Origin of the sequence: Stieleria mannarensis, from assembly GCF_014154935.1 — a bacterium.
Taxonomy (GTDB): Bacteria; Planctomycetota; Planctomycetia; order Pirellulales; family Pirellulaceae; genus Stieleria; species Stieleria mannarensis.
Genome location: NZ_JACEHH010000062.1, coordinates 18,590 through 44,670, shown reverse-complemented (window position 1 = coordinate 44,670; position 26,081 = coordinate 18,590). Strand labels below are relative to the sequence as shown.

Sequence of the window (26,081 nt, the reverse complement as noted above, 5' to 3'; positions counted from 1 at the left end):
AGCCCGAATCATTTTTGCCCTGTGAAACTGCTGGTCCAATACGGGGCGCCTACGTTCAGCAGCGAAGTTATTTTCATCAGGCAAGTATGGGGCCGCTGGCGCCGGTTCGGAAGGGCATTATCCTGTCGGCAGCGATGCTGGTCTGGTGATGATGAGCCGGAATAATCGATTCGAATCGCAAAATCGAACGTCTCCAGCGTGATTCTTTCGGCAAGCGCGATCGGCTCGGGGTCGCCATGGAGAGGCGAAATTAGCATCCAGGTTGCTTATTCTGTCCGTTCAAGCTCTTTGCACGAATTCCATGAACTCCCTCATTTTGTGGCGGGCTTCGCTTCGACGTCACTGGTTTGCCGCTTCATTTGCGTTTGCCGCCGTCATCGCGATCGCGGCGGCGGTGATCCTGTACGCACCGCGGCAATACCGGTCGGTTTCCAAGCTGTTGCTGCGCGTCGGATACGAAAGCGGATCGCTGGACCCGACCATGAAGGTCGTCGGTGACCCCAATGCGCCCCTGAATACGCGTCAGGACGAGATCGAAACGGCACTGGATGTGATGCACAGCCGCACGATCATGAACGACGTCGTCCAGCGGCTGGGGACGGATCTGATTCTCGAAGAACACGTTCCCCCATCAGGAAATGCCCCCGAGGACTCCCAGAGCCCGGTGGCGGCGTGGATCGGGGCACTGAAAACCTGGGCCAGCAACATCGACCCGATCGGAGACCGGGAGCGGGCCATCCGGGAACTGGAGCAATCCATCGACATTTCCGCATCAGAACGATCCAGTCTGGTGACGGTGCAGTTCAAATCCAAGAATCCCCAGGTCGCCCAGACGATCGTCTCGGCATGGGTGGACGCCTACCTGGACCACCACGCGCAGGTCAATCGCACGCGCGGCACGTATGCGTTCTTCGTGGCGCAGGATGCGGAGCTGAAAAAGCAGCTCGACGAGGTCCACGGCAAGATCCGTGACGCAAAGAACGCCGCCGGGTTCGCCACCCTGGACGGTCACCAGAAACTGCTGGAATCGCAATTGGAAAAGGTCTCCGGCGAACTGTTCAAGGTCGAAGCGGACTTGGTCGAATCGTCGATGCGCGCCGAAGCCTACGCCGATCTGTTGACCACCACCGTCCAACCCACCGTCAAGGAGGAAACCACGGGGATCGAACGCAGTTCACACGATGAAATGCGGAGCACGTTGTTCCAATTGGAGGTGCTCGAAAACGAGTACGCGGCCAAATACAAACCCGGGCACCCTAAGCTGACGTCCATTCGTGAACAGTTGGAACAGGCGCGGAAGATTGTCGAAGCCCAGGAGTCCGATCGCACCGAATCGCGCGAATTGATCAATCCGACCCACCAACAATTGTTCGCCAACCAGGTCGTCGACCTCGCCACCGAGAAATCGCTCCGCGAGCGGCAAAAGAAACTCCGCGAGCAGCAACGTTACTTGATCGGTGAAATCAACTCGATCAACGAACACGAGCAACAGCTTTCCAGACTGCAACGCAACGCACTGGTGCTGGAAGAGCGATACAAGGTGCATTCGGTGATGTTGGAACAGGCCAGGCTGAACGAGGAATTGGAAGCCAACCGGATCACCAGCATCAACGTTTCCCAACCGGCGACGTTGGAGGAGCGACCGGTTTCGCCGAACAAGCCGCTTTGTGCGTTGGCCGGGCTAGTCGCCGCATTCGCTTTGGCGATGGGCGTTCCGGTCCTGCTGGATGTCCGTTCTTACTTGCCGACCGATGATTCTTCCCGATCGGTCGACGTCGATTCGGCGGATGAATCATGGGACGAATCATCGCCTGAAACTGCCGAGGAGCCGGATCGCGTCCGAACATCGGTCCCGATTCGGATCGACAAGGCCGTCGTCTCACATGAAGCCCAACCTGAATCTTCCGCGGCGACGCGTCCACGCTGATCCCGTCTCTTTCGGATTCTCATGTTTCGCTCTGACGCCACTTTGCGACGCCTGACGACCTTCGGGATCTGTGCGTTACCGATTCTGACGTTCACCCTTCCATCGCGCTGGGAAGCGGTCACGATCGCATCGCTTGATCCACTGGCGTTGGTCAAACTGGTGATCTTGCTGGTCGTCTTCTTCGGCGGCACGGCGGTGATCCTGGCCCGGATCGGGGACCGCGACTCCCGCGCGGTCCTGCGTCCCCTGGTCCCGTTCTACGTATTTTTTGCCTGGACGATTTTCAGCCTGCTGTGGACGCCGCGACCGGGCATCTCGATCGGCCAGGCGGGCGGATTGGCAAGCTTGCTGGTGCTCGCCTCGCTGGTTGCATTGCTGACCCGCGACCGGGATCGGATCGAATCGATGATGCGGTTGCTGGTGCGGATGTTGTTTGCGTGCAGCGTGTTTGTGCTGTTGGTGCATTTGGCTTTTCCAGACCTGTCCGGTTTGAACCGTCGTCTGATGATGGGCGGCAATACGGGCGTCGTTCACCCCACGGCGGCAGGCGCCAACGCGTCCCTGGGATTGCTCGCCTGTGTCCTGTGCCTGTTTGTCGGCAAGTACACGTGGTCGCTGCGGGCGGCCATCCTGGGCGGTTTGATTCATGGTGCGGTGTTGTACTTCGCCAACAGCCGAATGGCGTTGTTGATGGCCGCCGTGACGGTCGGGTTGGTGTTGTTCGTGTACGCCGGAAACGTGGTCCGCGCCGCGGCGATCAGCGTATTCTCGCTGGCGCTGATCACCCTCGTGCTGATCGACCCGTCGTTCGCATCCGTCCTGGATCCCAGAAGCTCGACGGTCCAATACCTGACCCGCGGCCAGTCCGCCCGCCAAATCAGCCAAGTCTCCGGCCGCGAAGAGATGTGGACCAAGGTGTGGAAAGAATTCACCAAATCCAAATGGATCGGACACGGATACTTCATCACCAGCGAAACCGGCGAACTGGAAGTCTGGTCAATGAAGACCAACCATCCGGCTCACAACATCCAACTTCAGATTCTGGTCTCAACGGGCGTGATCGGCATGGCGCTATTTAGCGCCGCGATTGCAAATCTGTTCTTCCATCTCGTTCGATTGACGCGTGGCGGCCCACACCAGAAAGCCTTCGCCGCCTCACTCGCGGTATTCGCCCTCTGGTACCTCGGCTGGTCGTTGTTGTGCACGTCGTTCATGGGCCCCGTGCGATCCGAATCGGTCCTGTTTTTCGCTTTGATCGGGATCGGATTGGGGACGTTAAAGGGCGGTCTGTCACGACATCGTCCGGTAGCGGTCGGCGGTGTCGGCGGAACGCGATGAGGAACTAGAATGCCCCCTTCGACCGTAACATTTGCTCCGCGACGCTGGCGGTGTCCTGCGACGCAGCCTTATCGCCCTGGGCATACTTCAGAAGAAACGGGCGGACGAATCGCGTGTCTCCGATCACCAATTCTTCCTCCTGGTGGACTTGAATCTCTTCGGCGGCGCGGTGGTCATACACCATCAAATAGTCCAAAAGATTCAGCACGCGAATGCCTTGTCCATCACGATCGTAGATGCAAAGGTAGGCGTATCCGTTTTCGCGGAGGTGCGCCGTCTTGATATCTCGGCCCAGCGTGTAGGGGACGATTTGCAGGATTCCACGTTGGACCGCATCGACGAACCGCTGGCTGGGGATGCCGTCCCGCATCAGGTTGATCGCGCCGGTCGTCGTGAAGAGGGCTCGTGGATAGTTGAGTTCCTGGTGATCGGTGACGGCTCCGTACAGCAATTCGTACATCTCCAGATCGCGAAACTCTGGCGCCACTTGCAACTTGTCGATGTAGAACAGCAGTCGATAGACCGCCCCGGATTGATCTCGGATCGCGTTGACCCAGCCTTGTTTCCCGTCTTTCGACTCGCCCTCGGCGTAGAGCGCGGCCAAGAGCGGATCGGGAAGAATCATCCGTCGGACTGCGTCGCGGCGATTTTCGGCCTTCACATAACTGAGTGAAGGTGTCTTCAAAACCGGTTTGTCAGACATGACCTGGTCAACGAAAGCGAGTTCACGGGAGCCCTGGAGACCAATCTATCGTCATCTCAACTTTCGGGCAATTCTTTGAAACAAATCTCGATCAGCTCCGCTTGAAAGGGTGTTAGCAAACAATTCACCGCACCATTTCAATCACGGGATTCGGATCGATGTTACGAAAATTCGCGTTTTGCCTCGCTTTGGCTTGTCTGTCCAGTATCGCAAACGCCGGTGTCACGGCGTTCGACGACGGCCCCGTCCGACTTGTCATCATCGACGGCACGTCGGCCAACGATGTGTGTGAAATCAAATTCACCGACGATGAGCACGACGATGCCATTGAAGCTGGCCAGGTCGAAGTCGAATTGAACGGTCAAGAGTACGAATTCGAAGCGGTCGCCGGGCAGCACACCCAACTGTTCGTCCTGTTTCGCGGCTGGAACGGTAGCGACACGCTGGTCGCAAAAGACGCCGCACTCGATTTCCCCGAGTTCTTCTACATCTACTTTGACGGCGGCAATCACCACGACGATTTCGACAACCAGACGGACATCGACAGCACCGCACGCGGCGGTGACGGTGAAGACGTCTTGATCGGCGGCGGCGGCGACGACGATCTTGCCGGCGGCGATGACTTTGACATCTTGATGGGAGGCGACGGAAATGACGACATGCGAGACTACGGCGACGGCATCCAGGATCACATGTACGGCGGCTCCGGCGCCGACTACTTCGGCCGAATCGTTTACAGCTGGAACGGATCACGCCGCTACACCCTGATCAGCGGAAACCGGTTCATGGATTACGAATCCTACGAAGGCGACAGCTACGACTTCCAGTGGCAGTGACCTGGAGGCCGCTACCCGCGAACTTGATGCTTGCAGAGCACTCGGATTTCACCACAGCTTGATCTTCGGGTAGCCGATGCGTTCGGAGAGTCGCCGTGTTCTCCGAACTCGGCACGTACGAAAAAGCGGAGCTCTGCTCCGCGCCGACCTCGGAGAGGACGGCGACTGCCCAGCCAAATCGAAAACGGAGCTGCGGCGGAATACTAGGCTTTGTCCCTAAACCCGTAGCGGAAGCCGCCAAGGCTTTCGTCTCGCAGCGGTTCACACGGGAAACGCCGAAATTCTTGGCGAATTCCGCTACCACATACACCCCTGCCGGGTTTAGGGACAAAGCCTAGCCCGCCCCGACAGGATCGATTCCCCACTGGCCGTTTTGATTCCTTTGCAAGAACCGCTCGACACGGGGCAGTTTTTCGGGACCGCGAAAGTGCAGGAAATGTGCCAGTTCGGCTCGGAAGTTTGGCACCTGGTCATGCTGGTTCCAACGCCAGGATAACGGGGTCGGCGTGACGCCGGTTCGCTTGACCATCACACAAAAGTAGACCTGGTCGGCGAATCGCGTCTGTTCGACATCGCGGCCGAGCGATCGGATCGAGTCGGCGATCCTCCGCAGGTAGTCTCTCGAAGCCAGGATCACGCCGCTGTTGTACATGTCGGCGACGACAAAATCGTCCGCGATCTTCTCGTGAATGCGGCGCAGGAATCGTGGTGAAACCCAACCGGACGGCTTCATCGCGATGTCCGCAAACGGGACCTCGAACAGACTGGGAGCCCCGCGTCGGACCAGGATGTCGCTGTCTAGGATCGCGATCCGATCATAGTCCGAATCGCACAGCTCGAGGATCGCTTCCCAGTAGGCGAACACCGGTCGACGGTATGTGTTGCACTGGTCCATGACACGAAAGTCCGCCCCATGAGCGTCTGCGTAGCGGCGCATTCGCTCAATCGTGTGCGTTGCGGCTTCATCCTCGCCGATGCTGACGGTCAACAGTAGATCGCGGGACACGGGATTCCAGACCAATGAGAGCACAACATGGAACGATCACGAAACCGTTCTCACCTTCAATTTAGAGTATATTCTCGGATCGATGTTTTCATCTCAAGACGTTTGACGTGGAGTTGCAGGTGGCCAAGCAGACGAACCTGAATCCCAAACGACAATACTCGTGGCGTGAAGTGCGTCGACAATTTCGGCTCGCTCCCAACGTCGCGCACCTGGCGCCGATGCTGTTCGCGTCGCATCCGCGTTGCGTGCGCCGCGCGATCGCGGGGCATCGTCGAATTCTGGATCGCAATCCCAAACGCGCTCACGACGATTTGGAAATCAACGAGGTTCGCGTCCTCTGTTCCGCCGCATCGTATTTTGGTTGCTCGCCGAATCAAATCGCATTGACCGACAGCACGACGATGGGCCTGGGATTGGTCCTGACGTCATTGAATATCAGTGCCGGCGATCAGATTTTGCAAAGCGAACACGGTCATTACTCTTCCGACGCGGCGATCGGGTACGCGGTTGATCGGTACGATGCCGTCCGCGTCAAGAAGACGCTTTATGACCCCGACAATCCGGCCGAAGCACGCCAAGATGAAATGGTCCATCAATTGATGTCCGGAATCACCGATGCAACGCGAGTCGTGGTGGTCACCTGGGTGCACTCGTCATCCGGCGTCAAACTGCCGTTGCAGCGGATCGCCGAGAATATTCGGCAACTCAATGAGAAACGTCCCGCCGAGCGAAAGATTTTGCTGGTCGTCGATGGAGTCCACGCATTGGGGGTGGAAGAGTTTGAATTGCAGGAGGGGTGTTGTGACTTTTTCATCGCCGGATGCCACAAAACGCTGTGCGGGCCACGGGGGACGGGCATCATCTGGGGAAGTGCCGCGGGTTGGAAACAAATGCGGCCCACGATTCCGCCCTTCGGTCGTGATCGCATCGAGTGCTGGCGTCAAGGCAAAGCGGACATCGGGGCGATCGGTCGACGGATGACGCCGGGCGGTTACCACAGCTATGAACACCGCTGGGCGCTCGCCGATGCGTTTCACTTTCAGCTGGAAATCGGGAAACAACGGATCCGCCGCCGAATCCATCGCCTGGCACGGTATTGCAAAAAGCGTTTGGCCGCCATGCCACACGTGCGTTTGTTGACCCCGATGTCACAGGACCTTTCCTCAGGGATTGTCTGTTTCAATGTCGATGGTTGGGATCCCGACGACCTAGAAACAGAATTGGCACGCAACGGCGTGATCGCCAGTGCGAACCCGTACAAAATTCCTTGCATGCGATTTTCCTTCGGCCTGTACACCAGCCGCCGCGACATCCGAAAGGGACTGTCCGTCATCGCAGCGTGCTGTCAATGATTAGGGCGGAGAGACTGCGTTGACGATTCAAGACATCGACGTCACTTACCGGCCGAATCTGGACGAGATCCTGCATGGGTTCGAAATCCATGAACCCCCGTCAGGCGGCGGATCGGATTCCAACAGCATTCGACTCGACGGATGGGCGTTGGCTCGCCGGGGCAAGGTTCGCCGATTGCAATTGATGCATGGCGGTGTGCCGTGGAAATCGATTCCGGTGACGCTACACAGCAGTGTCGCGGCGAAACGACACGCGGACGTTCGGGGCAGTTCGACGTGCGGATTTCGCGGCAGTTTCGGCACCCTGGGCCTGCCGCCGCAATTTCGCATCGACGTGTTTGCGGTGTTGCAAAACGGCAATCGTCTGCACTGTGCCGTCATCACGGGGACGCGTCACCGCGTGCCGACCAATTACAGCCCGCGACTGTGTCCGCTGACAATCACGTCGTTGGCCAGAACGGGGACGACGCGGATGATGCAGACCCTGCACCAGCATCCGTCGATCGTGCTGGACAACCAATATCCCTTCGAAGCCCGCCCGGCCGGGTATTGGTTTCACATGCTGAAGGTTCTCGCCGAGCCCTCCTCGGGAAAGAACACCTTCGAAGCGGACCTGACGACGTTACCACCGTGCCCCTTTCACAGCGAAGTCACCGCGAATCGGCCGCCGCTTCGAAACTGGTTTGAAACGACCTATGTCCATCGCACCGCGGAGTTTGCCCAACAAAATATCGACCAGCTATACCAGCAGATCGCGTTGACCCAGGGGAAAGCCGACGTCCGGTACTTTGCGGAAAAATCACTCCCCTGCCACCTGCAATGGATCGCCCGCGAGCTGTACCGGGACGCCCGAGAGATCATCTTGGTCCGCGATTTTCGCGACATGGTTTGCTCGATGATTTCATTCAATCACAAGCGCGGCTTCGCGACGTTCGGTCGCGAGAACGTCGAAAGCGACGCGGATTTCATCCGGATGAAGCGGCACGATGCCCAGCGTTTGATGGCGGTCGCACGGGCGCGACACCCGCAAAGCTTGTTGGTGCGGTACGAAGATCTGGTGCTGGACACCGAGACCACGTTGACGCGAATCTTTCAATACTTACAGATCGATGACGCTCCGACGTTGGTGGCGGACATCATCGATCAACACCGCCGCGAGTCCGGTGACCTGGACTTTCATCGCACGACCGCCGACGAAGGCGCCTCGGTAGGCCGATGGCAAACCGATCTTCCGCCGAAATTGCGGGTGCTGTGTAATGAAGTGTTTGGCGAATTATTGACCGAAGCCGGATACGACGTCTGAATCCGATCGCCGGAATCATGACTGGGCCAAATGATCTTCAATGGCGCCGATCAAGTGTGACGCGCGGTGTTGGTAAAGGTGCCCCTGGTAAACGATCTGTTGGGCCCGATCGACTTTTGGTTGTCTGTCGGCCGCTGAATCGATCGCTTCTTCAAACTGTTCGCCGAAGCCGTCGATGTCGTCAAACAGATAGATCGAATCGCCGAAGATCTGCTCGACCTCCTCGCGGCGGTTGCTGATCAATGCCGGCCGCCCGAGCGAGGCGACTTCATAGACCCGTGGACTGGCCGAACGAGCCGGTTGATCGCCGGCGTCTCGAAACAGATTCAGGACCAACTTGCTTTGGTTATAAAGACTCCACTTTTGTTCGGCGGAAACCGTCCCGGGGATCAATCGCACGAACTCCAAATCCTGTAACCCGTCGCACCTGGAGGGAAAATGACCGAAGATGTCGAAGCGATGCTCATTGATCTCGCAATACATGGCGATCTGGCGGAGCATTTCCCAGCGGTCTTCGAAAACGGTGCCGACGAAGACCAAGTCTCGCACCCACGGATCATCGTCCAGCGGCGGTGGCAGCACGGTTGCCGTCGGCAGATACTTTGCCTGGCCGTTGACGCAGGACAACTCATTTGAAAACCGCATGTTGTAGCCATCGTGCATACCGATCGGCTCGTACGGATCGTCGGTCGCGATCAGGACGGTCGGCATTCCGTGGTGTGTCAATGATTCGACGACCCAGCTGCGTGAATCGCGAAAATACATCCCGCTGATAAACACGATCGCCTGGACGCCGTTGCGAATGTCCATCGCTTTGCCGATCAGATCACTGCCCAACAGATTCGGGCTCAGCAGTTCCAGAATCGAAAAGGTCGGATAGGGCAAGACGTTCGCACCGATCTCGGTCAATCCTTCCAGATAACCTTCCCACACGTCGCGGGTCGAAAACGGCGCCGCATCGGCGACCAGCATGATCGTTCCGTCCTGGAAATTGATCTTGTCGCCGTCAGTCATTGCCACCAAAGTATCCTGCGTAAAGTGAAAACTCTTCGTTGGAACGGGCGATCTCCAGATACGTGAACTCGGCGCCCAGCAAACTCTGCACCTCGCGCTGCCTGGCGCGGCGGATTCGACCGATCCGACGCCGGTTCTCGCGCAATCGATCGGCCAAGCGATTGATCCGCGCGGTGAACTCGGTCGTGCTGAGCGCCGAACGTTCGCCCGGAATGGTCCGCACCCGTTCGCGTTTGTGCTGCAGTTCGGATCGACGAACACGGATCCGGGCGGAGTGCAATCGGGTCGTCCCCAATCGGTCCGACAATTCCACCAGGGGTTGGATCTCGCGTCGCAGCGCCCGTCGTCGCTTTTTCTTACTCATGGTGCACGCTCGTGGAGGGATGATTCGACCGACGTGGATATCTTACATCAAAGTCGCTTGTCGGTTGGTATTGGGGGCGTCAAAAATCGATCGCGGCATTGTCGAATTGCCTTGGCGGCGTCCGCTACGGGGCGATCTGATCGGGGGCGTGTTTTTGGAGCAGCCGCTCGGCGGTTCGGATTGCGCGGAGCTGTGCCTTATTTGGCTGATCGATTTGCTTCAGCGATTCGGTTAACTCGACCGCGTGCCGGACCAATTCGGACGCCGCACCTTCGTCTCCACTTTGGCGTCGCAACGCTGCCAGTTCCAGCGAGATCCGAATCGAAGCCAAGTCCACCGTAGGATCCTCGGGGGCCAGCTCGCCCAGTTGATTGTAGAACTGCAGGGCGGCCACGAAGTGTAGGATCGCCGCTTCATGATTCTTGATCTGCTGGGCCAACGATCCGGCCGTCTCGTGATGAGACGCAAACACTTTTAGCCGGCCATCACTGGGCGGATCCGCGGCGGCCTGGGACCAACTTTGCAAACCGATTTCACAGTGATAGAGCGCCTCCTCGCGTTTTCCCAACCGCATCAGGATTTGCGAGTAGCGGGTGTGCAATCCGCCCCGCGCGTTCCAATGGCTCTGACGATGGGGGTAATCGCGGACGACGTCATCCATCAGTTTCGTCGCGGCGCGAAAATGAACCGCGGCCGCCTCGTCGTCGTTCTCCGCCTCGCATATCTGCCCCAGCGTTCGGTGGGTCGCCGCCAAGTCGCGTCGGATCGAAAACGTCTGTTTGGGCGACGGATAATTGACCACCGTCGAAGGGTGAAACCGATAACCGTCGGGACGCACTTGTTGTAATTGAAGCCGCTGTTGCAATAGATCCTCATGAATTTGTCTGGCTTGCTCCAGTTTGTCTTGCCGTACATACATGTCGGCCAACTGATGACGATTCCAAATCAACGACAACTTGACCACGCCGGATGCGGAAGTGTCTGCCTTTAAGTCCTCCAACAGCTTGATCGTCCGAAAATACTCTTGTTCGGCACGCTCATAATCGCCGCGGGACACGCACATCCGCGCACAAAGATTGTGTGATTTCACCAGCGAAAAACGGCGCTCGGGTTCGATAGGGGCCGCCGCCGCGTCGATTTCGATGGCACGCCGGATCGCAGTTTCAAACGCGTCCCAGTCGGACTGCCCCTGGGTCGACATTTCCAGCAGCATCCGTGCCTCACTGCGAAAGCATTCGGCAAGCTCTTCGCTCGTGTCGGCCTGTTTTGTCCCGGCCAGCGCGGTTTCAAACTGATCGGCCGACGAGCGAAACGCGTGCAGTGCGTCGGCCGGTTGCTCCAGCGCGTCGTACAGGTATCCCATCCGCGTCTTAATGCGGGCGTTTTCGATCAGACTGTCCGCGTCGTCGCCGTTGGTGTCGACCAGTTGTTCGTACAGGTTCAACGCTTCGTTCAACAATTCGCGTTGGATGCCGACAAACTCGGGCTCCTCGCGTTCGATCACACGACTGAGCATGACCTCGACCGCCTGGATCGTCTTTTCAAAGTTTGCGGTGCGACGTTTCAGGTGCCTGAGCGCCGCCTTTTCGTTTCGATCGGCATGGAAGTACAAGCTCGTGATCACGACCAGACTGACCGAGACCAGCAAGACGATTGCCATTGCCAACGAGGAAACGAGCGGATAGCGGGCACACAAACGCAGGCCCCGCTCCAACCGCGTGACCGGACGCGCGTGGATCGGTTTCCTGTCGAGCCAAAGCTCCAGATCGGTTGCCAACTCTTTGGCACTCTGGTAGCGCCGCGCGGGCGATTTCTGAAGACACTTCAGACAGATCGTTTCCAAGTCGCGCGGGATATCCGGCTTTAACGATCGGGGGCTCGGCGGATCGACATAAATGACCTTTTGAATCACCGCCTGGCGGTCACCACGAAACGGCAACTCGGAGGTCAACATTTGGAACAGAATCACACCCAGGGAATAAATATCGCTGCGGGAATCGGCGGAGTGCGAATCGCCGCGGGCCTGCTCGGGCGGCATGTACGTGGGGGTGCCCAAAACACTGCCCTCGGCCGAAAGCGTCGTGTGCGCCAGTTCCCGCTTGGCCAAGCCGAAATCGGTCACGTGGGGCTCCCCCGCGTGGTCGACCAAAATATTGGACGGTTTCAGGTCGCGGTGTATGACGCCGCGACAATGAGCGTAGTGGATCGCATCGGCCAGCTTGGCACAGATTTCCGCCGTTTGTTTGATCGCAAGCGATGACGCGGCGATCGATTTGGATAGCGTCACGCCCTCGATCAACTCGCTGGCAATCAGCGCGCGATCTCCATAAAAAATGACCTCGTGAATGGTGACGATGTTCGGGTGCTGAAACTGAGCCGCTGCACGCGCCTCCCGTTCGACCATCTTGCGATTGAATCGATAACTGACGTCATCGCGAGGGATCTTGAGCGCGACGAACCGATCCAAGACGGTGTCATAGGCCTTCCAAACCTGGCCGTAACCGCCGACACCGAGCAATTGCAGCAGGCGGAATTTTCCGATCGAACTGGGCCGGCCGGCCGACTCCATCGAATCCGGCGTGCCGGCCGATGGCGTCTCCAGATTGTCCGTCAGGGTGGCGCCGGCCGGGTTCTGGCTCGAAATCGAAAACTCATCTGTTTCAGGGCCATCCGCCTCGGCGCCGGCGATTGCTTGGGTCTGGTCCGGATCCCTCCGCCGCTCCGATTCCATCTGTCGCTCCGCCTGCAACAACATTTCGATCTCGCGGCGGACGTCGTCGGGAACATTGGACGATTCCAACAAGTCCTCCTGGCCTTTGCGGTCCAGCCGGATCGCCTCGTTGAACAGTTCAGCAATCGTCTCGTTGCGTTGCTCTGGCGTCATCGTTTTCCATCCAAGGTCGACGTTGCAAATCAGCAGGTGACAGTCGCCGGCAAATCACGCGTTCGCTACAAATCCTCTTTTGGCCCATTGTATCCAATTGGATGACGCATGGCGCGTTGCCGAATCCGCGAACGTCCGGCCCATCGCCACGTCCGGCCCATCGCCATGCGATTGTGGCGACGTCCACTACTTTCGGTTGGCGACCAGTTGGTCCAGCCGTGGGCCGATCGCGTCGAGGGGCAACACGGTGTCGACGGCTCCGGCATCGACGGCCGCGCGCGGCATTCCGAACACGACACACGAGGCTTCATCTTGGGCGATGGTCACCCCCCCGGCCTCGTGCACCTTTTTCAATCCCCGGACCCCGTCGTCGCCCATCCCGGTCAGAATCACGCCTGCAGCGTCACCGCCGAACGCATCGGCGACCGTTTCAAATAGGTGCGTGCCGGCGGGGCGAAATCCCGCAATCGGCGGCGCATCGGAGAGTCGAATTCGCGTCCGGGTGACGCCCAGGTGCAGGTCTTGGGGGGCGAAATAGACCGTCGCCGCCCGCAGCGTCTCGTTGTCGGTTGCGATCTTGACCTTCAGCGCGATCACTTCATCCAGCCAGCTTGCGAAACCGTTCATGAACCCGGCGGCGATGTGTTGGACGACCAGGATCGGGACGGCGATGTCGGTCGGCAGGGCGCCGAGAACCTTGACCAACGCCGGCGGTCCACCGGTCGATGCGGCGATCGCAATCACGCGGATCTGATGCGGTTGGCTCAGGCAATCCGGGGGCGAAACCGCATTGACTTGGTCGCTCTGATGCGACATCAAATGCCGCCGGCGGCGGATGACAAACACACCCGCCATCGCCTTGACCGCTCGGACGACCTCCTTCGCGCGGGCTTCATATTCCGGTGACGATGGCCCGACCGGCTTGAGCAACAAATTCACCGCCCCCAAACGCAACGTTTCCATCGCCGTTTCTACTTCGCCGGCCCGGCTGGCTGCGGACACAATCACGATCGGCGTGGGATGTTCGATCATGATTTCCCGCGTCGCGGCAAACCCGTCCATCACCGGCATGTCCAAATCCATGGTGACAACATCGGGGTTCAGTTTTTTGACCTGCGCGACAGCTTCCAGTCCATTGCGGGCAAATCCGACGACCTCCAGGTCCGGGTCGGCTCCCAGGATGTTCGCCAGAACATCACGCGCCGTCGGCGAGTCGTCGACGATTAAGACCCTCGGCATGCTGTGCGGTTTCCTAAATGAGTTGGGCGACGGTTTCCAGCAGGTTTCGCTGCTCGAAATTACCTTTTTCGATGTACGCGTTGGCGCCCACTTGAACGCCCCGCTGTTTGTCGGCATCGGATCCGCGGGCGGTGACCAACACGACGGGCAAATCCGCTGATGCCTCGTGGCCACGCAGTGCGGCGGTCAAGTCGAATCCGTTCATCCGCGGCATGTCGATGTCGGTGACAAGAATGTCGAACGCGCGTTCCTGGATCAACTCCCACGCCTGCTGGCCATCGGCGGCCGTTGTGACTTCATAACCGGCCGATTCCAGGATATTGCGCAACAACACCCGCGTGGTCACCGAATCTTCGGCCAGCAACAACGTGCGGCCGGCCGTGTCGGGACCGGCCGTCGCGCGGCCGGTTGACTTGGCGGGTGTGCGAGATGTCGGCTCCTTGTCGACCTTCATTCCCAACGCCGTCCGGACCACGCCGGCCGCATTGATGACCAACGCGATCTTGCCCGTCGGCAGCAACGTACAACCGGAGAAATGTCGCAGGCGCCGGACGCGAGAGCCGAGGTTTTTGACCAACACCTCCTGCTCGGCCAACACTTCGTCGACGACGACGGCCACCGATTGGTCTCCCACGTTCAACACGATCGCCAGCCCCTTGGCCGATTTGCCCGCCAACAATCCCTTCGATGGCAATCGCAACGTCTGGGCCAAGGACGCGACCACCATCGGTGCCTCGCCCAACAGCAACGAATCTCGGCCCGCAGAGGATTTCAGGTCGTCGCGGCCGAATCGAACCAGACGCTGAATCGCGGAGGTGGGAATCGCATACGTCTGGTCGGCGACCACGACCATCATCGATCGGATCGTCGTCAGGGTCAGCGGCACGTTTAGCGTGAATCGGGTTCCCCGCCCCGGCGTGAAGGTCACGTCGACCGAACCGTGCAACGATTCGACCTGGCTTTGAACCACGTCCAGCCCGACGCCGCGGCCGGAGATGTCGGTGATCAGTTTGGCGGTGGAGAATCCGGGGGCAAAGATCAATCGCGCCTGTTCGCGGGGATCGTCGGGGATCTCGATGTCTCGCTTTCGCGCGATATCACAGATGCGGCGCAAGTCCAATCCGCCGCCATCATCTTCCACCCGCACTTGGACCAGCCCGCCCCGCAACTCCGCCGAAACCGTAACCGTCGCCCGCTCCGGTTTTCCCAACTCCTTGCGGCGGCCGGGAACTTCGACGCCGTGATCGGCAGAGTTTCGCACCAGATGCAGCAACGGGTCCTTCAAGCCCTCCAATACCGAACGGTCGACTTCGACGTCCGCGCCGACGATCTTCAATTCGATCTTCTTGTTGCCACCGGTCGCGATGTCACGCACCGCGCGTTGCAGTCCGCCGCAGGCATCCGAAAACGGCAACATCCGCACGTTGTAGACTTCATCATCCAGCAACCCACAGGTTTGCTGGAGCATCCGGTTGTCGGAATCCATGGCGCTGGCCAGCGCATCGAGTCGTGACGACAGAGCGGTCAAGCGGCTGGCGGTTTGCTCGATCACCGCCGCGATCCGACGCGGGTTGGCGGCGTCGCGCTCGTCCGAGGCACGCTGGCCCAAATCTCGCATCGCCTGTTCGTTCTCGCGCCATGTTCCTCGCAGTTCCGCCGCCAGATCGCGTACCGCCGCGGCGTCCTTGGCGCGAAACGCCAATCGGCCGCGGGCGACCAGCAATTCGCCGCTGTGCGAAAGCAACGCGTCCAGCTTCTGTGCCGGAACGCGAATCGAAGCCCCCGGATCGGTTTTCACTCGTTTCGCGGCCGGACTTTCCGCCACACGTTTCGGTGCCGGTTGATGCCTGCCGGAGTGCTCTGACGCGGTCGCTCCGGGTTCCTTCGATGTCGACTCACTCGGCGACTCTCCCTCGTTATTGTCCATCGCGACCGTTGCCGGAGCTTCGGTTGGCGTCGCAACTGGACGTGTCGCGAAGACGTCCGCGTCGGCTTGGGAGGGAGTCGCCGCGGCGGACCGGGCCTTGGACAGGAACGCGTCGATCCGTGACGTCTGGGATTCCAATTGTTCCAGATCCAATTCGCCGCCATCGCGGAGCTGATTTCCGGTCTCGCGGATCACGTCGACGGCTTCCAGCATGGCGGTGGCCGTCTGCGTCGTGAAGCAGCACGCTCCCGAGCGGATCGATTCCAATTCGTCTTCCAGCCGATGACACAGGGCCTGGACCGGACCGAGTTTGACGACTCCGGCGGCGCCCTTGAGACTGTGCGCCGAACGAAACAGATTGCCGAGCAACGTTTCGCGCTGCTGGTCGTCGGTGACGTTTTCCATCGCGATCGCGTCCTTGGTCAGACTCGCGCAACGGTCTTCCAACTCCTCCAGAAAGACGGGAAGCAGCGCCTCGTTGATCGGCGGCATCTTGGGCGTCGCATTGGCGGCCGGCTGCGCTGCCGCGGTGTCGGCGTCGGCGTCGGCGTCGGCGACGGTGTCGGTGTCGGCGACGGCGGGATTTTCGTCGAACTCAAAGTCGTCTTCATCGTCCTGTCCATCGGCACTGGCGTTTTCGGCGTCACCCGGTTGGCCGGGCGAAAAGGCCGGCGGGTCGCCGGCGACGATTTGTTCGGCCAATCGTTCCAATTGCGGCAACATCTGGGTCAACGGCGCGTCGTCGAGTTTTTGTTCGGCTCGAATCCGCATGCCGATTTCTTCGATCGCGTCGACGGCTTTCAGCAACACCGATGTCATTTCCGGGCACAGCGATTGATCGGAATCGCGATAGTGTTCGAAGATGTCTTCCAAACGGTGGCAGGCGACGTGGATCGGGTTGATGTGCACGACGGCCGAAGCGCCCTTGAGACTGTGGGCGGCGCGAAAGATCGACGTCCATGCCTCGGCCCGCTCATGGTCGGAGAGCTTGTTTTCGAGCGCCAACAGATCGCGGCCGAGCGTGTTGACGTGCACATGCAGCTCATCCAGAAAGGTCGCCATCAGCTGCTCAGCGAGTTGCTCGCGATTCATCGAACCAAGTTCACGTTGGGGTTAGCGGTCGGTTAACGATGCCAGTTCGTTGCTCAATCCGGCCAGGTTTTGAGCGGCGTCTTCGATGTGGCGGATCGCTTCGACACTTTGTTTGGTCACCGTATCGATGTTACGAATGCCGTGATTCAACTGGGTCACCGCGGCGGCCTGTTGGTTGGCGGTGGCGGAGATCTGGGATGCCGTTTGCGCGGACTCGGCCAACGTCGTCGCCAGGGAATTGATCGTGCCGCCGGCCTGGGCGATGACGTCGTTGGCTTCATGGACGGTCCTGGTTCCCTGTTCGGTGGACATGACCGCGGCATTGGTCGCTTGCTGGATTTCGCTCAGGATCACGCGCACCTGGGCGGTCGCCCGTTTGGATTCCTGGGCCAGCGACTTGACCTCGGCGGCGACGACGGCAAATCCTTTGCCGTGTTCACCGGCTCGAGACGCTTCGACGGAGGCGTTGAGGGCCAGCACGTTGGTTTGTTCGGCGATCTCGCTGACCGTTGCCGTGATTTCGCCGATCGCGTTGGCGCGTTCGGCCAACGACAACATGCTGTCGGCGATCGATTCGACCTGCTGTTGCACCTTGTCCATCGCCTGGACCGAATCCTCGATCGCGCGAAGCCCGACGTTTCCGATTTCGTCGGTGTGGCGAGCCGATTTCGCGACCTCATCGGCACGCAATGCGGCCTGGGCCGCTGATTGTGCGATCTGGTCGGCCGTCGCGACCACCTCGGCCACCGTCGCCGCCTGTTCCTGGGTGCCGGTGGATTGCTGGCTGGTCGTGGCAAGGATCTGCTGGGTCGCCACGGCCAGCCGATGCACCGCGTCCTGGATGGCTTGGAACAACTGCATCCGCTCGACTTCGGCGCTTTTCCGGGCCGTGATGTCCTGAACCAGTCCGATGAAGACGATCTCGCCGTTGCGTTTCAGTTCCGAGACGCGAAGTGAAATGGCAAACGTCGATCCGTCTTTGCGAACCGCCTCGAGTTCACGATCATGGCCGATGATGCGAGCCTCGCCGGTCTCCAGGTAGCGACGCAGGTAATCGTCGTGCTGTTCACGGTGGGGCGAAGGCGTCAACATCGAGACGTTGTTGCCGATCACTTCGTCGGCGCGATAGCCGAACAACGTTTCGGCGGCCAGATTGAACGAGGTGACGATGCCTGCGGAGTTGATCGTCACCAAACCATCGGCCGCCGCGTTGAAGAGCGCTTTGGTTCGCGCCTGTTGATCGGACGCTTCGCGGATCATCGTGTTCAGTTTTTCAGTCATCGAGCGAAACGATGCTTCCAACTTGCCCGCTTCTCCGACGCCGTAAGACATCGGAATTTCGGTGTCCAGGTTGCCTTCGGCGATCTTGTCCGCAGAATCCAACAGGGTGGAGAGGGACGAGGTCAGTTTTCTGGCGACAAAGAAGACCACCAACAGGGCGATGACACAGACGACTGAGCCGATCACTACGTACGTCGTCGCCAGCTCATTGACGCTGGCCAGCGACGTCTCGCTGTACTCGCTCAAGGCAACAAACCAAAACCGGTTTGGGTCTTCCGGGGCGCTGTAGAACATGCGTCGATACGTGGCAACCATGCCGCGGTTGTCGGGGCGATCGGCGGCATCGACCGATTCGGCGTAGGTGTCAAATTGCCGGTCATAGCGCCCCGCAGCATCGCGACGTAGAAGAAGCTCCGCACGGACGGGACGCACGTCGGCAAACACGTTCGGGCTGAACAACGGCAGTTCGTCGACGTCGCTGCGATACAACAATTGCATCGACTCATCGGCAAGCTCCACCTGCAAATCATCCTTCTGGCGTTCGACATCGCTGATCGACGGGTTGAACGCCACGGCACGCTGAAACAATTGACGCCCATCGACGGCGATCACAAACACGCCCTTGAGTGTCTGGGAATCGCGTCCGGTGCCGGTACCAAAAAACGGCGTGCAAAAATACACCGCGACGTTGCCCATCCGGTCCTGCATCATGGGGGAAATATGGACTTGCCCGTCGGTCAACTCGGCCGTCGAAAGAAAGTACGGTTCGCTGCCGATCCAGTCCAGGTTCTCGGTCCGCAACACCGTCGACGCGCCCTGCTTTTCGACGGCCATCACCCCCGCACCCTCGGCGTCATACACCGCGCATCCGATCCGTTCGGGATAAAACGGCATTTGCGCCGACACGATCTGGCCCAATCGGGCAATCCAAAGCTCCGTCGTGGAACCCTGCTGGACCGGATCTTGGCCCGGATTGAGTGCGTTGTCCCAGCAACGAACGATTCCGGGGATCGGCGGGAACGTGGGAATCGTTAACGTGTCGGCACGGGTTTGGGCGACGACACTCATGACCTGATTGGCGACCGCGTCGGTTTCCGCCTGCATCTTGTCCAGCGTCATGTCGGTCACCACGTCACGGCTGCGATCGAACGCGATGCGCCCCATCGCCGCCATCGAGATGACGATCGCGATGGCCGTTAACGCAGTGAATTGCCACCGCAGTGAAATCGATTGGATTCGCTGGGACAGGTTCATGCGGTGACCTTCAGGTCGAAACTGGATGCTCAATCACGGTTGATCGTTCTGGTCGATATAGATCCGATCGCAGCGCAGCAGTGCGTCGCCGTCGAAGATCATGATCGCGTCGGCGGTGCACCCGACCAGCAGGTCGACGACGCTGCCCAACCCGCCACTGGGTTGGCGGATGTCTTGCTTGCGGATCGTGGTCACGTGTTGCAGATCGTTGACCAAAATCGCGCACTCGGGTTTTTCGGTTCCCAAGACCAACACCTGGGCGTCGCGCCGGGTTTCGCCCGACAGTCCCAGGAAACATCCCAGATCGATGATGGCGGTGATCTCGCCGCGCAGATTGGTCAGACCCACGAAAAAGTCATCGGTCTCGGGGATCGGCGTGATCGATTGCGGTTGCATCAGCGCCAACACGAACCGCGTCTCGATCGCAGCTTCTTCGCTGCCGAGCCGAAACCGCACGACCTCGATCAACTCGCTCGTGTCGATCGCCCGATCGGGAATCCGTGCCAGCTGCCGAGCCCGCTCCGCCATCAAGGCTTTGATCTGCGTTTCATTCAAGTTTTCGGCACTGCGGAGCGATTCCTGGGCGCGGGCCAGACGCGTTTTGACCCCGGCCCAGTCGAAGGTTTCCTTGCGTGTTCCGTCGCTCATCATCATGGATCTGGCCTCAACATGAATCTGGCCTCAACTCGATGCGTGAGAGTTGTGACTGGGCGGCCACCGCGATCTCGGAAACCGTTTCACCATTGGACAGGGGCAAAACATCGTCCGGATCTCCGTGGGCGCACAATTCACAGACCCGACGGAAGTGTTTGCGTGCCGAGTCATATTGTCCTCGCCGCAGTTGGATCGACGCAAACAGAAAATGACTCATCACCGAAGATCGATTCAGAAAAATCGCCTTTCGGATCGATTCCAGGGCCATCAGCGGCTGGTCGGCATCGGAAAGCAACACGCCGTACAAGTAGTGCAATTCCTCCACCAACGGATGACGCACGGTCGCCGCGCGACAGATCTCCGTGGCGCGACGCGGGTCGATCGCCGCGACGGCTTTGATTCGTACCAGACAGGCTTCGGAATGATCGACCAAATCCTCCGTCAGACGATCGGCCCGCGCGAAGTCGCCGGCATCTGACGCCGCAACCGCCGCGGCGATCTTCCCGGCAGCCGTCACCGGAACCGTCTCGCCCGGCATGTGCCTTCTCAAGGGTCGGGCCGATTGCGGCGGCATCGATGCGACTGCCGACACCGTCACGTGCGGTGCGATCCTGGGACGCTTGTCACCGGCATTCGACTCCTCGGTCGTCGCATCTCCGCTCCGCGGAACATGCGCCGCGCCGCGGACCGGTTGAAGCGGCTGTGGTTGGACCTTTAAATGACGGCGATAGAACACGCCCTGATCGCTGGACACGACTTCAAAGTCCGCGTGCCCGGCAAGCTGGGGATCTCCCGAAGCCGTGATCAGCCATCCGCCGGGCGCCAGGCACTGATACAACCGACGACTGATCTCGCCGACGGTCTCAGACCCGAAATAGATCAACACATTGCGACAGAGGATCAGATCCATGTCGCGGGTTCCACTGGCGGGCGACGGATACGTGTTGGCCGCCAAATTCAAACGCTGAAATCGTACACGTCGTGTGATGCGTTCGTTCAAGCGGTAGTGATCTCCGGAAACGCTTGCGAACGATCGCACCACATCGGAGGCTTGCCCGCGAAACGACCAGGGGCGAAACTCGGCCCGGCGAGCCTTCTCCAGCGCCGTGTTGGAAAGATCGGTGGCCAAGATGGTGGAAGCCGGTGAAACATGTTCCTGCGTGAACACGATCGCCAACGAATACGCCTCTTCACCCGACGCACAGCCGGCCGACCACGCCCGAATCGGTTCCAGTGGGCCGCGACGCAATCGCAACTCGGGCAGTACCCTGTGACGGATGAACTCGAAATGCCGAGGCTCGCGAAAGAAATACGTTTCCCCGACTGTCAGCTGATCGATACAGTCCGAAAGCAAATTCGAATGCTTGGCCAAGGACAATCGAAACTCCGCGTACCGGTCGACCCCGGCACGCTTCATCAGCTGCCGCACGGTGTTCATGGTGTACCGAAGTTGATCCTCACGGAACTTGATCCCGGTGTGTTTTGTCAACCAGTTCAACAGGTTGCGAAACTCGGGATCCTTTTCCGCCGCGTCCATCAGTCCTGCTTCTCACTTGTCGGCGACGACGTCACGATGGATGCCAGCACCACACGGTCCTCGGCATCCAACAGGTCCGACGGGGTGAGCAATTGGACAAAGCCCAACGTGGTTTTGACCAGTTTTCCGTTCGGCCCGGATGACTCGTCCTCGTCATCGGTCCCATCCGACTGCAGCGTCGCCAGATCGACCGCGCGATCGGCGTGCAACGCATAACGCAAGCCGTCGTCGCGGATGATCACCAAATGATCCGTGTGGCGAACCGGCATGACGGACAGCCGCAGGCACCTTCGCGTATCCAGAACCGGAACCACCTCGCCGCGCAGATTGATGATCCCCATCACGGTTTCCGGGACCCGGGGCAGGGAGAGCGGTGTGACCGCGCGGACGACTTCGACGACTAGATCCGCGGCGATGCCCAGCGGGCGCTCGTCGATTTCGAATACAAGGATGTTCTTCGCCACGATGACCTCGCCTCGGGCACACCGGTCCCAGAACCGAAGGAGCGGAAGGATGTGATTCCTATTCTAGCGAGAACCGCCGCGGATTGCCCGGAGCGGGCGCGGGGCCGCCGTTCCAGCGAATCGATCGATCCGAGGCGCAACTCAGCAGGGCGCAGGCAAGAACCGTGAGCCGTCGCCGCTATTCTTGCGGATTCAATCGAAACCGAACTTTCGTCGCGCTATCGTTCTTCATCTCCAACACCTCCGCGACCGCGCCTTCGAGCTCGATGCGGTCGCCCTGGGTCAGGATCTTTTGGTGAAAGTCCATCAGCATGCCGCTGATCGTGTCGGCCTCTTCGGATTCATTCAGCGGGATTGCCAATCGACGTCGCGCTTCATCGATCGGCGTCGTGCCGTTGACCAGGAACTGATCCTTGCCCTCAGGCACGATGTTCGGATCGGCATTGTCGAATTCGTCATCGACTTCACCGACGATGCGTTCCAATACGTTTTCTAACGTGACGATGCCGGTGATCGTGCCATATTCGTCGATCACAAACGCCAGCAGTTGATGCGTCGCTTGGAAATGCCGCAGCACCTTGCTGATCGGCATCGTCTCGTGAACCTTTTTAGGAGGACGAATGATGCTCCGGACGTCAAATTCCTCATCCGCCTCCGGGACGGTCAACAGGTCCTTGATGTGCACGACCCCCAAAACCTTGTCCAGCGATCGATCACAGACCGGATAACGCGTGTGCATGGTGGTCCGCACTAGTTCACGAAGTACCGAAATCGGCTCGTTGATGTCGAAAAAGACAACGTCACCTCGTGGCAACATCACCCGCCGAACGATCAAGTCGTCGAACTCAAACACGGCGTTGATCAAACGGTGCTCGCTGCGTGTCAGATTTCCGTGCACATGCGCCTCGGTCAGCAACGCGCGGATTTCCTCTTCCGTGCTGACCGATCCGTGGTCCGAGGCACCCCGAATCCCCACCAGCTGCAATAGAAACGTGGTGACGAAGTTCAGAACCGTCAAAAACGGGTACAGCACGACGTAAGAAACCTTCAACGGAATCGCACACCACAACAAAACCTGTTCGGGGCGACGGATCGCGAAGATCTTGGGGAATTGCTCGCCGGTGACCAGGTGCAGCCCCGTGATCACCGAAAATGCAACCGCAAATCCGATCACCTTAATCGCCGCTTCATCGGTCACCCCCACCCATCCCAGCAGCGGTTCGACCAACTTGGAAAAGGCGGGCTCGCCGACCCATCCGAGCGCCAGCGAGGCCATCGTGATGCCCAGCTGACAGGCCGACAGCGATTCGTCCAACCGCTCGGCAAGCCACCGCGCGGTCGTGGCAAACAGCTTCCCCTCGCGGGCCAGTTGGTCGATCCGCGACACACGCACTTTGACCAACGCGAACTCGGCGGCCACGAAGAATCCATTCAACACGATCAGAAAAACCGCGATCGCAAGGAACAGCCACGTCCGGCCGCTGCCACCCGCCTCCGCGTCCCCCACGTGGGAACCCACCTCGCCATACAACGCCAATCCATAGAAAAAGAAACCGAGTGATCCGATCATGCGATTTGACGAGTGGAAAAGGGAAGGGGGAGACGAGACGCAGCGGCGGGTTCCAAGCCCCGGCATTATACGCTTCGCCTGGGCTGCGCAACATCGCCGTCGCGTGCATCCCCAATTCTCGACCGAATCGATTCCCCGATCGACCCCAGACGAACATGCGCCGCTCGGGCAGGGACGCTCCGCCGGCATCCGCCGGTTTGCGGGAACGCGAGCGGCCGCGGTTCGAGTAGCCTGCTGCGGAGATCGGGTAAGAAGATTTTAGGGGGGAAGAAAATAATGAACCGCACCATCCATTCCATTTCGCCATTCCCCCTACCTTAAAAATTCCCCTCCCTGCCATCCCAGCGGGGACAGACCCCGGGACGTTTGGGACAGACTCGAGACCGCTGACTCTAGACCGCTGACTCTAGACCGCTGACTCTAGACCGCTGACTCTAGACCGCTGCCCCCAGGCAGATTTGGGATCCTTCGGCCAAAGGCCGTGCACACCCATAGCCTTGGGCATCGCCCAAGGTCCAGATGCAGATCGAGATCAATTGGCCAACGGCCATTCACAAATTGACGATCGGGGTGCACGTCGCTGGGAGGCGAAAACACGCCTGCTTAGAAAAATGGCAATTCAGAGTTTTCTGCTTATGCACTAAGCACGATCCGCAGGCACTGTCCAAGTTGAGCCGTTTCTGGTTTTTTTCTGAAGTTTTTAATCCTTTTCCAGGTAACAGCTTGCGCTAGTCAGGTGGGGATCTTCCGGATCATTGGCCCAACACTTGCCAACGTCTTGCCACCGATGTGGATGCCACACCATTAAGCCCGCTTTCGACTCTTGAGCATCGTGAAAGATGGCCCAGGTAGGAGTTCTCGGCGGCTTGGTCGCTGGCCAATCGAGCGAGTGAACGTTTCGGCGTCGCCGGGACCACTCAACCTATTTCCCAATTTCGAGAAGGTTTGGAATCGAATGTCTAAGTTAATGCGAGCACCATTGCTCACAGGTTTGGTTTTTGCGGGGGCATTATGTATGGGAGCGGTCTTCACCCCGGAGGTGATGGCCCAAGCCGAAGAGGCGGTTGCGGAAAGCGCCTATTCGTCGGAAGAGTACATCGCATCGGACGGCTACGCCGTGTTTGCGGTCAACAACTTGTGGATTTGCATTTCCGCGGCCCTGGTGTTCATCATGCACCTCGGCTTTACGACGTTGGAAGCCGGTCTGACGCAGAAGAAGAACGCGGTCAACATCATCTTCAAAAACGTCTGGATCGTCTGCACGGGTCTGTTGCTGTACGCGATGTGGGGTTTCAACGCGATGTACCCCGGCGACTTCAACGGCTACTTCGCGATGGGCAGCTGGTTCGGCGCGTCGCTCAATGACGTGTCGATGACGACGGCCGATTACAACGCCGGTTACACCTGGTGGGGTGACTTCATCTTCCAAGCGATGTTCGCCGCCACCGCCGCGACGATCGTTTCCGGTGCCGTCGCCGAACGCGTCAAGTTGCCGACGTTCATGTTGTTCTCGACCCTGTTGGTCGGTTTCGCCTACCCGATCATCGGCAGCTGGAAGTGGGGCGGCGGCTGGTTGGATCAAATGGGATTCTATGACTTCGCCGGATCCAGCATCGTGCACGCGTTCGGCGGCTTCGCGGCTTTGGCCTGCGTGTTGCTGCTCGGCCCGCGTACCGGCAAGTACACCGAAAGCGGCATCAAGCCGATCGTCGGTCACAGCATGCCGTTGGCCGTCATCGGCGTGTTCCTGCTGTGGTTGGGATGGTTCGGATTCAACGGCGGATCGGCTCTGTCGGCTGACCCCAAAGCCGTCTCGTATGTTTTCGCAACGACCAGTCTTGCCGCCGCAGCCGGTGCCGTTTCGTCGATCATCGGATCGTACGTGTTGTTGAAGAAACCGGACGTGTCGATGGCTCTCAACGGGATCCTGGCCGGTTTGGTCGGAATCACCGCCGGAGCGGACACGGTCGGCGAAGAATCTTCGATCGTGATCGGTGCGATCGCCGGACTGTTGGTCGTCGTCGCGATCCTCGGATTCGACAAGATCAAGATCGACGATCCGGTCGGGGCAATTTCGGTTCACGGCGTGTGCGGCATCTGGGGCACGATCGCCGTCGGCATTTTCTCCATGGACGCCAGCCACAGCTTTGTCACCCAACTGATCGGCACCTTGGCCATCGGCGGTTTCGCGTTCGCATTCTCCGCGATCGTCTTCGGAATCCTGAAGGTCACCCTGGGTGTCCGAGTCAGTCTGGAAGAGGAAACGCTTGGATTGGACATCAGTGAACACGGCATGGCGGCCTACAACGGTTTCGAAACCGCTTGAAACTGAAATG

Annotated in this window: 18 protein-coding genes; 6 read left to right on the top strand and 12 right to left on the bottom strand. The window is 59.4% G+C overall.

Annotated features, from left to right (window positions below; translation table 11 throughout):
• The first annotated feature begins 301 nt into the window (after window positions 1-301).
• On the top strand, window positions 302-1,927 hold the full coding sequence (locus H1B37_RS28665) for a GumC family protein (RefSeq protein ID WP_182870716.1): 1,626 nt from the start codon (window positions 302-304) through the stop codon (window positions 1,925-1,927).
• A gap of 21 nt (window positions 1,928-1,948) precedes the next feature.
• Window positions 1,949-3,265: an O-antigen ligase family protein gene (locus H1B37_RS28660; RefSeq protein WP_182870715.1), complete on the top strand. Its 1,317-nt coding sequence runs from the start codon at window positions 1,949-1,951 to the stop codon at window positions 3,263-3,265.
• 4 nt (window positions 3,266-3,269) lie between these two features.
• On the opposite strand, the gene H1B37_RS28655 is transcribed toward H1B37_RS28660, so the two are convergent.
• Window positions 3,270-3,968: a hypothetical protein gene (locus H1B37_RS28655; RefSeq protein WP_182870714.1), complete on the bottom strand. Its 699-nt coding sequence runs from the start codon at window positions 3,966-3,968 to the stop codon at window positions 3,270-3,272.
• Between the two features lie 158 nt (window positions 3,969-4,126).
• Here H1B37_RS28655 and H1B37_RS28650 point away from each other — a divergent pair, with 158 nt between their 5' ends.
• The gene (locus tag H1B37_RS28650) at window positions 4,127-4,804 is read left to right on the top strand and encodes a calcium-binding protein (protein WP_182870713.1); all 678 of its coding nucleotides are present in this window, start codon (window positions 4,127-4,129) and stop codon (window positions 4,802-4,804) included.
• Window positions 4,805-5,138: 334 nt separating this feature from the next.
• Here H1B37_RS28650 and H1B37_RS28645 read toward each other — a convergent pair whose 3' ends face one another.
• On the bottom strand, window positions 5,139-5,810 hold the full coding sequence (locus H1B37_RS28645) for a glycosyltransferase family protein (protein ID WP_182870712.1): 672 nt from the start codon (window positions 5,808-5,810) through the stop codon (window positions 5,139-5,141).
• Between the two features lie 119 nt (window positions 5,811-5,929).
• Here H1B37_RS28645 and H1B37_RS28640 point away from each other — a divergent pair, with 119 nt between their 5' ends.
• Together H1B37_RS28640 and H1B37_RS28635 are read left to right on the top strand one after the other, a co-directional pair.
• Window positions 5,930-7,162: an aminotransferase class V-fold PLP-dependent enzyme gene (locus tag H1B37_RS28640; RefSeq protein WP_182870711.1), complete on the top strand. Its 1,233-nt coding sequence runs from the start codon at window positions 5,930-5,932 to the stop codon at window positions 7,160-7,162.
• A 19-nt stretch (window positions 7,163-7,181) separates the two neighbouring features.
• A complete protein-coding gene (locus tag H1B37_RS28635) occupies window positions 7,182-8,465 on the top strand; it encodes a sulfotransferase family protein (protein WP_182870710.1) in 1,284 nt (427 codons plus the stop codon).
• A 15-nt stretch (window positions 8,466-8,480) separates the two neighbouring features.
• Here H1B37_RS28635 and H1B37_RS28630 read toward each other — a convergent pair whose 3' ends face one another.
• The 10 genes from H1B37_RS28630 to H1B37_RS28585 all read right to left on the bottom strand — a co-directional run bounded on the left by H1B37_RS28630 (window position 8,481) and on the right by H1B37_RS28585 (window position 23,745).
• Window positions 8,481-9,479 (bottom strand): glycosyltransferase family protein, encoded by a 999-nt coding sequence (locus tag H1B37_RS28630; protein ID WP_286178309.1) that lies wholly within the window; start codon window positions 9,477-9,479, stop codon window positions 8,481-8,483.
• Window positions 9,472-9,843 (bottom strand): hypothetical protein, encoded by a 372-nt coding sequence (locus H1B37_RS28625; protein WP_182870708.1) that lies wholly within the window; start codon window positions 9,841-9,843, stop codon window positions 9,472-9,474. The genes H1B37_RS28630 and H1B37_RS28625 overlap by 8 nt, the downstream gene beginning before the upstream one ends.
• A 124-nt stretch (window positions 9,844-9,967) precedes the next feature.
• A complete protein-coding gene (locus tag H1B37_RS28620; protein ID WP_182870707.1) occupies window positions 9,968-12,727 on the bottom strand; it encodes a serine/threonine-protein kinase in 2,760 nt (919 codons plus the stop codon).
• Window positions 12,728-12,913: 186 nt separating this feature from the next.
• The gene (gene cheB / locus H1B37_RS28615) at window positions 12,914-13,966 is read right to left on the bottom strand and encodes a chemotaxis-specific protein-glutamate methyltransferase CheB (RefSeq protein ID WP_182870706.1); all 1,053 of its coding nucleotides are present in this window, start codon (window positions 13,964-13,966) and stop codon (window positions 12,914-12,916) included.
• A 13-nt stretch (window positions 13,967-13,979) separates the two neighbouring features.
• Window positions 13,980-16,985 (bottom strand): hybrid sensor histidine kinase/response regulator, encoded by a 3,006-nt coding sequence (locus H1B37_RS28610; protein WP_182870705.1) that lies wholly within the window; start codon window positions 16,983-16,985, stop codon window positions 13,980-13,982.
• Between the two features lie 21 nt (window positions 16,986-17,006).
• Window positions 17,007-19,520, bottom strand: coding sequence for a methyl-accepting chemotaxis protein (locus tag H1B37_RS28605; protein ID WP_220498417.1), 2,514 nt, complete (start codon window positions 19,518-19,520; stop codon window positions 17,007-17,009).
• A 33-nt stretch (window positions 19,521-19,553) separates the two neighbouring features.
• Complete coding sequence (locus tag H1B37_RS28600) at window positions 19,554-20,174, bottom strand: chemotaxis protein CheW (RefSeq protein ID WP_182870703.1); 621 nt, start codon at window positions 20,172-20,174, stop codon at window positions 19,554-19,556.
• Window positions 20,175-20,184: 10 nt separating this feature from the next.
• Window positions 20,185-21,711 (bottom strand): CheR family methyltransferase, encoded by a 1,527-nt coding sequence (locus H1B37_RS28595; RefSeq protein ID WP_182870702.1) that lies wholly within the window; start codon window positions 21,709-21,711, stop codon window positions 20,185-20,187.
• A complete protein-coding gene (locus H1B37_RS28590; protein WP_182870701.1) occupies window positions 21,711-22,175 on the bottom strand; it encodes a chemotaxis protein CheW in 465 nt (154 codons plus the stop codon). The genes H1B37_RS28595 and H1B37_RS28590 overlap by 1 nt, the downstream gene beginning before the upstream one ends.
• 178 nt (window positions 22,176-22,353) lie before the next feature.
• A complete protein-coding gene (locus H1B37_RS28585; RefSeq protein ID WP_182870700.1) occupies window positions 22,354-23,745 on the bottom strand; it encodes a hemolysin family protein in 1,392 nt (463 codons plus the stop codon).
• A gap of 955 nt (window positions 23,746-24,700) precedes the next feature.
• Between H1B37_RS28585 and H1B37_RS28580 the strand changes: the two genes are divergently transcribed.
• On the top strand, window positions 24,701-26,071 hold the full coding sequence (locus H1B37_RS28580) for an ammonium transporter (protein ID WP_220498416.1): 1,371 nt from the start codon (window positions 24,701-24,703) through the stop codon (window positions 26,069-26,071).
• Window positions 26,072-26,081: the final 10 nt, after the last annotated feature.

What these genes read in the sequence shown, in the direction of transcription:
- H1B37_RS28585 (WP_182870700.1), bottom strand. Translation starts at nt 23,745, where the DNA reads ATGATCGGATCACTCGGTTTCTTTTTCTATGGATTGGCGTTGTATGGC.
- cheB (WP_182870706.1), bottom strand. Translation starts at nt 13,966, where the DNA reads ATGCCGAGGGTCTTAATCGTCGACGACTCGCCGACGGCGCGTGATGTT.
- H1B37_RS28610 (WP_182870705.1), bottom strand. Translation starts at nt 16,985, where the DNA reads ATGAATCGCGAGCAACTCGCTGAGCAGCTGATGGCGACCTTTCTGGAT.
- H1B37_RS28620 (WP_182870707.1), bottom strand. Translation starts at nt 12,727, where the DNA reads ATGACGCCAGAGCAACGCAACGAGACGATTGCTGAACTGTTCAACGAG.
- H1B37_RS28655 (WP_182870714.1), bottom strand. Translation starts at nt 3,968, where the DNA reads ATGTCTGACAAACCGGTTTTGAAGACACCTTCACTCAGTTATGTGAAG.
- H1B37_RS28625 (WP_182870708.1), bottom strand. Translation starts at nt 9,843, where the DNA reads ATGAGTAAGAAAAAGCGACGACGGGCGCTGCGACGCGAGATCCAACCC.
- H1B37_RS28660 (WP_182870715.1), top strand. Translation starts at nt 1,949, where the DNA reads ATGTTTCGCTCTGACGCCACTTTGCGACGCCTGACGACCTTCGGGATC.
- H1B37_RS28600 (WP_182870703.1), bottom strand. Translation starts at nt 20,174, where the DNA reads ATGATGATGAGCGACGGAACACGCAAGGAAACCTTCGACTGGGCCGGG.
- H1B37_RS28630 (WP_286178309.1), bottom strand. Translation starts at nt 9,479, where the DNA reads ATGACTGACGGCGACAAGATCAATTTCCAGGACGGAACGATCATGCTG.
- H1B37_RS28650 (WP_182870713.1), top strand. Translation starts at nt 4,127, where the DNA reads ATGTTACGAAAATTCGCGTTTTGCCTCGCTTTGGCTTGTCTGTCCAGT.
- H1B37_RS28595 (WP_182870702.1), bottom strand. Translation starts at nt 21,711, where the DNA reads ATGGACGCGGCGGAAAAGGATCCCGAGTTTCGCAACCTGTTGAACTGG.
- H1B37_RS28580 (WP_220498416.1), top strand. Translation starts at nt 24,701, where the DNA reads ATGTCTAAGTTAATGCGAGCACCATTGCTCACAGGTTTGGTTTTTGCG.
- H1B37_RS28605 (WP_220498417.1), bottom strand. Translation starts at nt 19,520, where the DNA reads ATGAACCTGTCCCAGCGAATCCAATCGATTTCACTGCGGTGGCAATTC.
- H1B37_RS28665 (WP_182870716.1), top strand. Translation starts at nt 302, where the DNA reads ATGAACTCCCTCATTTTGTGGCGGGCTTCGCTTCGACGTCACTGGTTT.